Consider the following 13,075-nt stretch of genomic DNA (forward strand, 5'->3'; position numbering starts at 1 on the left):
GATGATGGAAAATTTTAAACACACGACGGTGCTGCTGGATGAGGCCGTTAACGGCCTGAATATTCGTCCGGATGGCATTTACATCGATGGCACTTTTGGTCGCGGTGGTCACTCGCGCTTGATCCTCTCCCAACTGGGAGCGGAAGGACGCTTGCTGGCGATCGATCGCGATCCGCAGGCGATTGCTGTAGCACAAACCATTGATGATCCCCGCTTCTCCATCATTCATGGTCCCTTTTCTGCGCTTGCTGATTATGTCAGCGAGCGCGACCTTATTGGCAAGATCGACGGCATTCTCCTCGATCTTGGCGTCTCTTCACCGCAGCTTGACGATCCGGAACGCGGCTTTTCCTTTATGCGTGATGGCCCGTTAGACATGCGTATGGATCCTACTCGCGGTCAGTCTGCCGCCGAATGGTTACAAACCGCTGATGAAGCCGACATCGCCTGGGTTTTAAAAACCTTTGGTGAGGAACGCTTTGCCAAACGTATTGCCCGCGCCATCGTCGAGCGCAACCGTCTCGATCCCATGACCCGCACCAAAGAGCTGGCGGAAGTGGTGGCGGCGGCAACGCCGGTGAAAGACAAATTCAAACATCCCGCGACCCGTACCTTCCAGGCGGTGCGCATTTGGGTGAATAGTGAACTGGAGGAGATAGAGCTGGCGCTAAAAAACTCGCTCGGCGTGCTTGCCCCGGGAGGGCGGCTTTCGATTATCAGCTTCCATTCACTGGAAGATCGCATTGTGAAACGCTTTATGCGTGAGCAAAGCCGTGGCCCGCAGGTTCCTGCCGGGTTGCCGATGACCGAAGAGCAACTCAGGAAACTGGGTGGCCGTCAGCTGCGAGCCTTAGGAAAGTTGATGCCGGGCGAAGAAGAAGTGGCTGAAAACCCACGTGCCCGTAGTTCAGTTCTGCGTATTGCAGAGAGGACGAACGCATGATCGGCAGAGTGACAGAGACCCTGAGCAAAGTGAAGGGATCGTTAGGAAGCAACGAGCGCCATGCTTTGCCTGGCGTGATCGGCGACGATCTTTTGCGATTTGGGAAACTGCCACTCTGCTTGTTCATTTGCATCATTATGACGGCAGTGACGGTGGTCACTACCGCCCATCACACGCGTTTATTAACCGCACAGCGTGAACAACTGGTTATTGAGCGCGACGCGCTGGATATCGAATGGCGCAACCTGATCCTTGAAGAGAATGCGCTCGGCGATCACAGCCGGGTTGAACGGATCGCCACAGAAAAGCTGCAAATGCAGCATGTCGATCCCTCACAGGAAAATATTGTGGTGCAGAAATAGAGATGAATAAGGAATCACGCAACGCATGAAAGCAGCGGCGAAAACGCTTAAACCGAAACGCCAGGAAGAACAGGCCAACTTTGTCAGTTGGCGTTTTGCGTTGCTTTGCGGTTGTATTCTGCTGGCACTGATGTTTCTGCTCGGACGCGTTGCCTACCTGCAAGTCGTCAATCCGGACATGCTGGTGCGTGAAGGGGATATGCGTTCCCTGCGTGTACAAGAAGTGGCGACGTCGCGCGGGATGATAACCGACCGTTCTGGCCGCCCGCTGGCGGTGAGTGTCCCGGTGAAAGCCATCTGGGCGGATCCGAAAGAGCTGCACGATGCGGGGGGTGTGACGCTCGATAATCGCTGGAAGGCGCTCTCTGACGCGCTGAATATGCCGCTCGACCAGCTTGCTTCACGCATCAATGCCAACCCGAAGATGCGCTTTATTTATCTTGCGCGTCAGGTTAACCCGGATCTCGGTGATTACATTAAAAAGCTGAAATTACCCGGGATTCATCTGCGTGAAGAGTCTCGCCGTTACTATCCATCCGGAGAAGTGACTGCTCACCTCATCGGTTTTACCAACGTCGACAGCCAAGGCATTGAAGGCGTTGAGAAGAGCTTTGATAAATGGCTCACCGGTCAGCCGGGCGAACGCATTGTGCGTAAAGACCGCTACGGGCGCGTGATAGAAGATATTTCGTCTACCGATAGCCAGGCGGCGCACAATCTCGCATTAAGTATTGATGAACGTTTGCAGGCGCTGGTCTATCGTGAGCTAAATAACGCCGTAGCGTTTAACAAAGCAGAGTCGGGCAGCGCCGTGCTGGTGGATGTGAACACCGGCGAAGTGCTGGCAATGGCCAACAGTCCTTCCTATAACCCAAACAACTTCACCGGCACATCGAAAGACGCGATGCGTAACCGCGCTATTACCGACGTATTTGAGCCGGGTTCCACCGTGAAACCGATGGTGGTTATGACCGCGTTACAGCGCGGCGTGGTGACGCCAAATACGGTGCTGAACACGGTGCCTTATCGTATTAACGGCCATGAAATCAAAGACGTGGCGCGATACAGCGAATTAACCCTCACCGGGGTCTTACAGAAGTCGAGTAACGTCGGTGTTTCTAAGCTGGCGTTAGCGATGCCCTCCTCAGCGTTAGTAGATACTTACTCACGTTTTGGCCTGGGAAAAACGACCAATTTGGGGATGGTCGGGGAACGCAGTGGCTTATTTCCTCAAAAACAACGGTGGTCTGACATAGAGAGGGCCACCTTCTCTTTCGGCTACGGGCTAATGGTAACGCCGTTACAGTTAGCGCGAGTCTACGCAACCATTGGCAGCTACGGCATCTACCGTCCGCTGTCGATCACCAAAGTTGATCCGCCAGTTCCGGGCGAACGCATCTTCAACGAATCCATTGTCCGTACCGTGGTGCACATGATGGAGAGCGTGGCGCTGCCAGGCGGTGGCGGTGTGAAAGCCGCCATCAAGGGTTATCGCATCGCGATTAAAACCGGTACGGCGAAAAAAGTCGGCCCCGATGGCCGCTATATCAATAAATACATTGCTTACACCGCTGGCGTCGCGCCTGCCAGCCGCCCGCGCTTTGCGCTGGTGGTGGTCATCAACGATCCGCAAGCGGGTAAATACTACGGTGGCGCCGTGTCCGCGCCGGTCTTTGGTGCCATCATGGGTGGCGTTCTGCGCACCATGAACATTGAGCCGGATGCGCTGACCACGGGCGAAAAAAGTGAATTTGTAATTAATCAAGGCGAGGGATCAGGTGGCAGATCGTAATTTGCGCGACCTTCTCGCTCCGTGGGTGCCAATGCTACCTGCGCGAGCGCTACGAGAGATGACACTCGACAGCCGTGTGGCTGCCTCGGGCGATCTTTTTGTGGCAGTGGTCGGTCATCAGGCGGACGGGCGTCGATATATCCCGCAGGCGATTGCGCAAGGTGTTGCTGCCATTATTGCTGAAGCGAAAGATGAAGCGAATGACGGTGAAGTTCGTGAAATGCACGGCGTTCCGGTCATTTACCTCAGCCAGTTGAATGAGCGCCTTTCCGCGCTGGCAGGCCGTTTTTATGGTGAGCCTTCCGGGCAATTACGTCTTATCGGCGTAACCGGTACTAACGGTAAGACCACCACCACACAGTTACTGGCGCAGTGGAGCCAACTGCTTGGCGAAACCAGCGCGGTGATGGGCACAGTGGGCAACGGTCTGTTGGGTAACGTCGTACCGACGGAAAATACCACCGGATCTGCTGTCGACGTTCAGCATGTCATTGCCGGACTGGCGGCGCAAAACGCGACCTTTGCGGCGATGGAAGTCTCTTCCCATGGTCTGGTACAGCATCGCGTGGCGGCACTGAAATTTGCCGCCAGCGTGTTCACCAATTTAAGTCGCGATCACCTGGATTATCACGGTGATATGGCGAACTACGAAGCCGCGAAATGGCTGTTGTTCTCTTCTCATCATTATGGTCAGGCGATCATTAATGCCGACGACGAAGTTGGCCGTCGCTGGCTGGCCAAATTACCGGACGCCGTTGCGGTATCGATGGAAGACAATATCAATCCGGACTGTCATGGTCGCTGGTTGAAAGCCGTAAGCGTTGATTATCACGACAGCGGTGCGACGATCCATTTCGACTCCTCATGGGGCGAAGGTGAAATTGAAAGCCGCCTGATGGGGGCGTTTAACGTCAGCAACCTGCTGCTGGCGCTGGCGACGTTGCTGGCGCTGGGTTACCCGCTGAGTGAACTGCTGAAAACCGCATCACGTCTGCAACCAGTTTGCGGTCGTATGGAAGTGTTCAGCGCGCCGGGTAAACCGACCGTGGTGGTGGATTATGCCCATACGCCGGATGCGCTGGAAAAAGCGCTGCAGGCGGCGCGTCTGCACTGCACTGGCAAGCTGTGGTGCGTGTTTGGCTGCGGCGGCGATCGCGATAAAGGCAAACGTCCGTTAATGGGCGCGATTGCTGAGCAGCTCTCTGATGTACCGGTGGTGACGGACGACAATCCGCGTACCGAGGAGCCGCGCGCCATTATTAATGACATCCTCGCGGGCATGCTGGATGCGGGTCAGGCTCGCGTGGTGGAAGGCCGGGCAGAAGCGGTGACCAATGCCATCATGCAAGCCAAAGAGAACGATGTCGTGCTGCTGGCCGGTAAAGGCCACGAAGATTATCAGATTGTGGGTACACGCCGTCTGGATTACTCCGACCGCGTCACCGCGGCGCGTTTGCTGGGGGTAGTAGCATGATTAGCGTAACGCTGAGTCAACTTACCAGCACGCTGCACGCAGAACTGCACGGCCAGGATGTGGTGATTGAGGCGGTAACCAGCGACACACGTAAACTGACGCCGGGCTGCCTGTTTGTTGCGCTGAAAGGCGAGCGTTTTGATGCTCACGACTTCGCTGACAAAGCGAAAGAAGGGGGCGCGGGCGCGCTGCTGGTGAGCCGAAAACTGGATATCGACCTGCCGCAGTTAGTGGTGCAGGACACCCGCCAGGCCTTTGGCGAACTGGCTGCCTGGGTTCGCCAGCAAGTACCAACGCGCGTGGTGGCGCTGACCGGTTCTTCCGGCAAGACGTCAGTGAAAGAGATGACTGCTGCCATTCTGAGTGAATGCGGCAATACGCTCTACACCGCCGGCAATCTTAACAATGATATCGGCGTGCCAATGACCTTGTTGCGCCTGACCAAAGAGCACCAGTTTGCGGTGATTGAACTGGGGGCGAACCACCAGGGCGAAATCGCCTGGACTGTTAGCTTGACGCGCCCGGAAGCGGCGCTGGTCAATAACCTGGCGGCAGCGCATCTGGAAGGCTTTGGCTCGCTTGCCGGTGTGGCGAAAGCGAAAGGCGAAATCTACACCGGTCTGCCCGCTAACGGTATCGCCATTATGAATGCCGACAATAATGACTGGCTGAACTGGCAGAGCATCATTGGCGATCGCAAAGTCTGGCGCTTCTCCCCCAACGCAGCGAACAGCGATTTTACCGCGACGAATGTACATGTGACTTCACATGGCACCGAGTTCACGCTGCAAACCCCAACCGGCAATGTGGATGTCACTCTGCCACTGCCGGGTCGCCACAACATCGCCAATTCGCTGGCAGCAACGGCGCTGGCAATGGCGGTTGGCGCAAGCCTGGACGCGGTAAAACGCGGGCTGGCAAACCTGAAAGCCGTACCGGGGCGCTTATTCCCGGTGCAGTTGGGTGAAAACCAACTGCTGCTGGATGACACCTATAACGCCAACGTTGGTTCTATGACCGCGGCTGCCCATGTGTTGTCCGAAATGCCGGGTTACCGGGTGATGGTGGTTGGCGATATGGCCGAACTGGGTGATGAGAGCGAAGCGTGTCATATCCAGGTCGGTGAAGCGGCGAAAGCCGTCGGCATTGATAAAGTTCTGAGCGTCGGCACGTTGAGCAAAGCGTTGAGCAAAGCCAGCGGCGTAGGCGAGCATTTTAACGATAAAGCGGCAGTAACAGCGCGCTTAAAGGCGCTCATCGCTGAGCAGAAAATTATTACTATTTTGGTGAAAGGTTCACGTAGCTCCGCCATGGAAGAGGTGGTACGCGAATTACAGGAGAACGGGACATGTTAGTGTGGCTGGCCGAACATTTGGTCAAATATTATTCCGGCTTTAACGTCTTTTCCTATTTGACGTTTCGCGCCATTGTCAGCCTGCTGACCGCGCTCTTCATCTCCTTGTGGATGGGGCCGCGCATGATTGCCCGCTTGCAAAAACTCTCTTTTGGTCAGGTTGTACGTAACGACGGCCCGGAATCGCACTTCAGCAAACGCGGTACGCCGACGATGGGCGGGATCATGATCCTGACCGCGATTGTGGTTTCCGTTGTGCTATGGGCGTACCCATCCAACCCCTACGTCTGGTGTGTTCTTGTCGTGTTGGTGGGTTACGGTGCGATTGGCTTTGTCGATGACTACCGCAAAGTGGTGCGCAAAGATACCAAAGGCCTGATTGCACGCTGGAAGTATTTCTGGATGTCGGTTATCGCGCTGGGCGTAGCGTTTGCGCTCTATCTGGCGGGCAAAGATACCCCCGCGACCGAGCTGGTGGTGCCGTTCTTTAAAGATGTGATGCCGCAACTGGGCATGTTTTACATTCTGCTGGCTTATTTCGTGATTGTTGGCACCGGTAACGCGGTCAACCTGACGGATGGCCTGGATGGCCTGGCGATTATGCCGACGGTCTTCGTTGCCGGCGGTTTTGCGCTGGTGGCATGGGCGACCGGCAACATGAACTTTGCTAACTATCTGCACATTCCTTATCTGCGTCATGCAGGGGAACTGGTGATTGTCTGTACGGCGATTGTCGGCGCTGGGTTAGGGTTCTTGTGGTTTAACACCTATCCGGCACAGGTTTTTATGGGCGATGTCGGTTCACTGGCGCTGGGCGGCGCGCTGGGCATTATTGCCGTGCTGCTGCGCCAGGAGTTCCTGCTGGTGATCATGGGCGGGGTGTTTGTGGTGGAAACACTGTCGGTCATTTTGCAGGTTGGTTCATTCAAACTGCGCGGCCAACGTATTTTCCGTATGGCACCGATTCATCACCACTATGAACTGAAAGGCTGGCCGGAACCGCGCGTGATCGTGCGCTTCTGGATTATTTCGCTGATGCTGGTGCTGATTGGCCTGGCAACGCTGAAGGTACGTTAATCATGGCTGATTACCAGGGTAAAAAAGTCGTCATCATCGGTTTGGGTCTCACAGGCCTTTCCTGCGTGGACTTTTTCCTCGCACGCGGTGTCACACCGCGTGTGATGGATACGCGCGTTTCTCCGCCGGGGCTGGACAAGCTGCCGGAGGCGGTGGAGCGCCATCTTGGTAGTCTTAACGATGACTGGTTGCTGGCCGCCGATCTGGTTGTTGCGAGCCCAGGCATCGCGCTGGCGCATCCTTCTTTGAGCGCGGCGGCAGACGCTGGCGTTGAGATTGTTGGCGATATCGAGCTGTTTTGCCGTGAAGCGCAGGCACCGGTTATCGCGATTACCGGTTCCAACGGCAAAAGTACCGTGACCAAGCTGGTCGGGGAGATGGCCGAAGCTGCCGGGGTGAACGTCGGGGTCGGCGGTAATATCGGTCTGCCAGCGTTGATGCTCCTCGACGATGCGCGCGAACTTTATGTGCTGGAGCTTTCCAGCTTCCAGCTGGAAACCACCTCCAGCCTGCACGCGGCGGCGGCCACCATCCTGAACGTCACGGAAGATCATATGGATCGCTATCCGTTTGGGTTGCAGCAATATCGTGCTGCCAAGCTGCGCGTCTATGAAAACGCGAAAGTGTGTGTCGTGAATGCTGATGACGCATTGACGATGCCGGTACGCGGCGCGGATGAACGTTGTGTCAGTTTTGGCGTTGATGTCGGCGATTACCACTTAAACCGCCAACAGGGTGAAACCTGGCTGCGCGTGAAAGGTGAGAAAGTGCTGAATGTGGCTGAGATGAAACTGAGCGGCCAGCACAACTACACCAACGCGCTGGCAGCGCTGGCGTTGGCGGATGCCGTCGCTTTACCGCGCGCCAGCAGTCTGAAAGCGCTGACGACATTTACCGGGCTGGCGCACCGCTTCCAGCTGGCGCTGGAGCATAACGGCGTGCGCTGGATCAACGACTCGAAAGCAACGAACGTCGGTAGCACCGAAGCGGCGCTGAATGGCCTGCATGTCGACGGTACGCTGCATTTGCTGCTCGGCGGTGACGGGAAATCGGCAGATTTCTCCCCGTTGAAGCGTTACCTGAGCGGCGATCGTATTCGTCTTTACTGCTTCGGCCGTGACGGCGCGGAGCTGGCGGCGCTGCGCCCGGACATCGCGGATCAAACCGAGACAATGGATCAGGCCATGCGGCTCATCGCGACACGTGTACAGCCGGGCGATATGGTGCTGTTGTCACCCGCTTGCGCCAGCCTCGATCAGTTTAAAAATTTCGAACAACGGGGTGATGTCTTTACCCGTCTGGCGCAGGAGTTAGGCTGATGCGTTTAACGCTCCCCCGCCCAAGAATGCCGCGCCTGCCAGGATTGAGTATCCTGGCCTGGTTGTTTACGGCGTTAAAAGGCTGGGTCATGGGCTCGCGACAGAAGGACACTGATAGCCTGGTCATGTATGACCGCACGCTGCTGTGGCTGACGTTGGGCCTTGCGGCAATCGGCTTTATCATGGTGACGTCGGCGTCGATGCCAGTTGGACAGCGTCTGACGGACGATCCCTTCTTCTTTGCCAAGCGTCACGCGCTGTATCTGTTCCTGGCGTTTTGTATGTCGATGGTGACATTGCGGCTGCCAATGGATTTCTGGCAAAAATACAGCTCAGCAATGCTGATCGCCGCGATCATCATGCTGCTGGTGGTGCTGGTTGTGGGGAGTTCGATCAACGGGGCATCGCGCTGGATTGACCTCGGGCTGATGCGTTTCCAGCCAGCGGAGTTCACCAAGTTGTCGCTGTTCTGCTATCTGGCGAACTACCTGGTGCGCAAAGTAGACGAAGTGCGAAACAACCTGCGCGGCTTCTTAAAACCGATGGGCGTGATCCTGGTGCTGGCGGTGTTGCTGCTGGCGCAGCCGGACCTTGGTACGGTGGTTGTACTGTTTATCACCACGCTGGCGATGCTGTTCCTGGCGGGGGCGAAACTGTGGCAGTTTATCGCCATTATCGGGATGGGTATTTCCGCAGTGGTACTGCTGATCCTTGCCGAACCTTATCGTATTCGCCGCGTAACGTCGTTCTGGAACCCGTGGGAAGATCCCTTTGGTAGCGGTTATCAGCTTACCCAGTCGTTAATGGCGTTTGGCCGCGGTGAATTGTGGGGCCAGGGCTTAGGTAATTCGATTCAGAAACTTGAGTATCTGCCGGAAGCGCACACCGACTTTATCTTCTCCATTATCGGCGAAGAACTCGGTTATATCGGTGTGGTAGTGGCACTTTTAATGGTATTCTTCGTCGCTTTCCGCGCCATGTCTATCGGGCGTAAAGCGCTGGAAATCGATCATCGTTTTTCTGGTTTTCTGGCCTGCTCAATAGGTATCTGGTTTAGCTTCCAGGCGCTGGTTAACGTTGGTGCGGCGGCGGGTATGTTGCCGACCAAAGGGTTAACGCTGCCGCTTATCAGTTACGGTGGTTCCAGTTTATTAATTATGTCAGTGGCGATTACGCTGCTGCTACGCATAGATTATGAAACGCGTCTGGAGAAAGCCCAGGCGTTTACTCGAGGTGTGTGATGAGTGGTCAACCAAAGCGGTTAATGGTGATGGCGGGCGGTACCGGCGGGCATGTATTCCCCGGTCTTGCGGTCGCGCACCATTTAATGGATCAGGGCTGGCAAGTGCGCTGGCTCGGAACCGCCGATCGCATGGAGGCTGATCTGGTGCCGAAACACGGCATTGAGATCGATTTCATCCGCATCTCTGGTCTGCGCGGCAAAGGTATTAAGGCGCAGTTGCTGGCGCCGGTGCGTATCTTCAATGCCTGGCGTCAGGCGCGCGCCATTATGCAACGCTTTAAGCCTGATGTGGTGCTGGGGATGGGCGGCTATGTTTCCGGTCCTGGCGGGCTAGCGGCCTGGTCGCTTGGTATTCCGGTGGTGCTGCATGAGCAAAACGGCATTGCCGGTTTGACCAACAAATGGCTGGCGAAAATCGCCACCAAAGTGATGCAGGCATTTCCGGGTGCTTTCCCGACAGCGGAAGTGGTGGGGAACCCGGTGCGTGTCGATGTGTTGGCGCTGCCGCTGCCGCAGCAACGCTTGCCCGGTCGCGAAGGCCCGGTGCGGGTGTTGGTTGTTGGTGGTTCGCAAGGCGCGCGCGTACTTAACCAGACGATGCCGCAGGTTGCGGCGAAGTTAGGGGCCGCGGTCACTATCTGGCATCAGAGCGGGAAAGGTGCCCAGCAGGAGGTTGAGCGAGCTTATGCAAGCGCTGGCGAACCTCAGCATAAAGTTACTGAGTTTATTGACGATATGGCACAAGCCTATGCGTGGGCGGATGTGGTGGTGTGCCGTTCTGGGGCGTTGACGGTTAGCGAGATCGCCGCAGCAGGTTTACCGGCGCTGTTTGTACCGTTCCAGCACAAAGACCGGCAGCAGTACTGGAATGCCTTGCCGCTGGAAAAAGCGGGCGCGGCGAAGATTCTGGAGCAACCGCAATTTACCGTAGATGCGGTGGCTGCAACGCTCGCGGGCTGGAACCGCGAAGCATTACTGGAGATGGCCGAACGCGCGCGCGCGGCAGCGATCCCGGATGCTACCGAACGGGTGGCAAACGAAGTGAGCCTGGCAGCTCAGGCATAAATACTGGCGACGCCTTTTGCGTCGCGCAAATTTAAGTAGTCGATGGCGTTTAGAGAATGAATACACAAGAACTGGCGAAACTGCGTTCAATCGTGCCCGAGATGCGTCGCGTCCGGCACATTCACTTTGTCGGCATTGGCGGTGCTGGCATGGGCGGTATTGCCGAAGTGCTGGCCAACGAAGGCTACCAGATTAGCGGCTCCGATTTGGCGCCCAATCCGGTTACGCAGCAATTGACGTCGCTTGGCGCCACGATTTATTTCAACCACCGCCCGGAAAACGTAAGCGATGCGAGCGTAGTGGTAGTTTCCAGCGCGATCTCTGCCGATAACCCGGAAATCGTCGCGGCACATGAAGCGCGCATTCCGGTGATTCGCCGTGCAGAGATGCTGGCGGAATTAATGCGTTTTCGCCACGGCATCGCCATTGCCGGTACGCACGGCAAAACGACCACCACCGCGATGGTGGCAAGTATTTATGCAGAAGCCGGGCTGGACCCGACTTTTGTTAATGGTGGCCTGGTTAAAGCCGCTGGCGTGCATGCGCGCCTGGGGCACAGCCGTTACCTGATTGCTGAAGCGGACGAGAGCGATGCCTCGTTCCTGCATCTGCAACCGATGGTGGCGATCGTCACCAATATCGAAGCTGACCACATGGATACCTACCAGGGCGACTTCGAGAATTTAAAAACGACCTTTATCAACTTCCTGCACAACCTGCCGTTCTATGGCCGTGCGGTGATGTGCGTCGACGATCCGGTGATTCGGGAGCTGTTGCCGCGTGTAGGTCGCCAGATTACGACCTACGGCTTTAGCGATGATGCGGATGTTCGCGTGGAAAACTACCGCCAGGTTGGTCCGCAAGGGCACTTTACGCTGGTGCGCCAGGATAAACCGGAACTGCGCGTGACGCTGAATGCGCCTGGTCGCCATAACGCGTTAAACGCGGCGGCGGCTGTTGCGGTAGCGACGGAAGAGGGGATCGAAGATGACGCGATCCTGCGCGCGCTGGAAAGCTTCCAGGGTACAGGCCGCCGTTTCGACTTCCTCGGTGAATATCCGCTGCAAGATGTAAACGGTAAAGCCGGTACCGCGATGCTGGTTGACGATTATGGTCACCATCCGACAGAAGTGGACGCCACTATCAAAGCGGCGCGTGCAGGCTGGCCGGATAAAAACCTGGTGATGCTGTTTCAGCCGCACCGTTACACGCGTACTCGCGATCTGTATGACGATTTTGCCAATGTGCTGACCCAGGTGGATTCGCTGTTGATGCTGGAAGTTTATCCGGCGGGCGAAGCAGCGATCCCAGGCGCAGATAGCCGTTCTCTGTGCCGCACTATTCGCGGGCGCGGCAAGATCGATCCGATCCTGGTGTCCGATCCGGCGCAGGTTGCCGCGATGCTGGCACCGGTGCTGACCGGTAACGATCTGATCCTGATCCAGGGTGCCGGTAACGTCGGGAAGATTGCGCGCAGCCTGGCCGAGAGCAAACTGAAACCGCAGACTGTGGAGGAAGAGCGCCGTGGCTGAGAAAGTAGCGGTTCTGCTGGGCGGAACCTCCGCCGAGCGTGACGTTTCGCTTAATTCCGGTGCAGCGGTGCTGGCAGGTTTGCGTGAAGGCGGTGTTGATGCGCATGGTGTGGATCCGCGCGATGTGGATGTCACCCGCCTGAAAGAGATGGGGTTCAGTAAAGCGTTTATCGCCCTGCATGGCCGCGGCGGCGAAGATGGTACTCTGCAGGGGCTGCTGGAATTAACCGATATTCCCTACACCGGAAGCGGTGTGATGGCCTCGGCGATTTCGATGGATAAATGGCGCAGCAAGCTGTTGTGGCAGGGGGCAGGGTTGCCCGTCGCGCCGTGGGTAGCACTGACGCGCGGCGAATTTGAATCAGGCCTGAAAACTATTGATATTCAACGGATTGAGGTGCTGGGGTTACCTGTTATTGTCAAGCCCAGCCGCGAAGGCTCAAGCGTCGGGATGTCAAAGGTCGATAAAAAAGAAGAACTGCATGCAGCATTAGCGCTTGCATTTCAACATGATGATGAAGTTCTGATCGAAAAATGGCTCTGTGGGCCGGAATTTACCGTCGCATTGCTTGGAAATGAAATTTTACCGTCGATTCGTATTCAACCGGCGGGAATCTTCTATGATTATGAGGCGAAATATCTCTCTGATGAGACGAAGTATTTTTGCCCATCAGGTCTGGAAGCGGACAATGAAGCAGCATTACAAGCCCTGGCACGTGAAGCCTGGCAAATTTTAGGCTGTCGTGGCTGGGGCCGTATTGATGTCATGCTGGACAGCGATGGACAGTTTTATTTGCTGGAAGCGAACACGTCACCAGGAATGACCAGCCATAGTCTGGTGCCGATGGCGGCACGTCAGGCGGGGCTGAGTTTCTCCCAATTAGTTGTTCGCATTCTGGAATTGGCGGAGTGAT

General features: G+C 56.3%; 11 protein-coding genes. All 11 read left to right on the forward strand.

The annotated features are described in order from the left end of the window. Position 1 precedes the first annotated feature (1 nt). Genes rsmH through AAIG26_RS20360 form a run of 11 tightly spaced genes read left to right on the forward strand, consistent with a single transcriptional unit; the run spans position 2 to position 13,074 of the window. On the forward strand, positions 2-943 hold the full coding sequence (gene rsmH / locus AAIG26_RS20310; RefSeq protein ID WP_044489787.1) for a 16S rRNA (cytosine(1402)-N(4))-methyltransferase RsmH: 942 nt from the start codon (positions 2-4) through the stop codon (positions 941-943). Continuing rightward, positions 940-1,305 (forward strand): cell division protein FtsL, encoded by a 366-nt coding sequence (ftsL, locus tag AAIG26_RS20315; protein WP_017457921.1) that lies wholly within the window; start codon positions 940-942, stop codon positions 1,303-1,305. The genes rsmH and ftsL overlap by 4 nt, the downstream gene beginning before the upstream one ends. 25 nt (positions 1,306-1,330) lie before the next feature. Further along, on the forward strand, positions 1,331-3,097 hold the full coding sequence (locus AAIG26_RS20320; protein ID WP_020456541.1) for a peptidoglycan glycosyltransferase FtsI: 1,767 nt from the start codon (positions 1,331-1,333) through the stop codon (positions 3,095-3,097). Continuing rightward, complete coding sequence (murE, locus tag AAIG26_RS20325) at positions 3,084-4,571, forward strand: UDP-N-acetylmuramoyl-L-alanyl-D-glutamate--2,6-diaminopimelate ligase (protein WP_343181350.1); 1,488 nt, start codon at positions 3,084-3,086, stop codon at positions 4,569-4,571. Before AAIG26_RS20320 ends, murE begins: the two co-directional genes overlap by 14 nt. Beyond that, entirely contained in the window at positions 4,568-5,926 is a 1,359-nt protein-coding gene (gene murF / locus AAIG26_RS20330; RefSeq protein ID WP_343181351.1) for a UDP-N-acetylmuramoyl-tripeptide--D-alanyl-D-alanine ligase, read from the forward strand. Before murE ends, murF begins: the two co-directional genes overlap by 4 nt. Further along, on the forward strand, positions 5,920-7,002 hold the full coding sequence (gene mraY, locus AAIG26_RS20335; protein WP_020456544.1) for a phospho-N-acetylmuramoyl-pentapeptide-transferase: 1,083 nt from the start codon (positions 5,920-5,922) through the stop codon (positions 7,000-7,002). The genes murF and mraY overlap by 7 nt, the downstream gene beginning before the upstream one ends. Positions 7,003-7,004: 2 nt before the next feature. Continuing rightward, positions 7,005-8,321, forward strand: coding sequence for a UDP-N-acetylmuramoyl-L-alanine--D-glutamate ligase (gene murD, locus AAIG26_RS20340; RefSeq protein WP_343181352.1), 1,317 nt, complete (start codon positions 7,005-7,007; stop codon positions 8,319-8,321). Beyond that, positions 8,321-9,562 (forward strand): cell division protein FtsW, encoded by a 1,242-nt coding sequence (gene ftsW, locus AAIG26_RS20345; RefSeq protein WP_020456546.1) that lies wholly within the window; start codon positions 8,321-8,323, stop codon positions 9,560-9,562. Before murD ends, ftsW begins: the two co-directional genes overlap by 1 nt. Beyond that, positions 9,562-10,629 (forward strand): undecaprenyldiphospho-muramoylpentapeptide beta-N-acetylglucosaminyltransferase, encoded by a 1,068-nt coding sequence (gene murG / locus AAIG26_RS20350; RefSeq protein WP_017457928.1) that lies wholly within the window; start codon positions 9,562-9,564, stop codon positions 10,627-10,629. The genes ftsW and murG overlap by 1 nt, the downstream gene beginning before the upstream one ends. A gap of 56 nt (positions 10,630-10,685) precedes the next feature. Next, complete coding sequence (murC, locus tag AAIG26_RS20355) at positions 10,686-12,161, forward strand: UDP-N-acetylmuramate--L-alanine ligase (protein ID WP_269232236.1); 1,476 nt, start codon at positions 10,686-10,688, stop codon at positions 12,159-12,161. Continuing rightward, the gene (locus tag AAIG26_RS20360) at positions 12,154-13,074 is read left to right on the forward strand and encodes a D-alanine--D-alanine ligase (protein WP_160271178.1); all 921 of its coding nucleotides are present in this window, start codon (positions 12,154-12,156) and stop codon (positions 13,072-13,074) included. Before murC ends, AAIG26_RS20360 begins: the two co-directional genes overlap by 8 nt. Position 13,075 lies beyond the last annotated feature (1 nt).

Origin of the sequence: Kosakonia sp. PSU_27 (genome assembly GCF_039409795.1) — a bacterium.
Taxonomy (GTDB): Bacteria; Pseudomonadota; Gammaproteobacteria; order Enterobacterales; family Enterobacteriaceae; genus Kosakonia.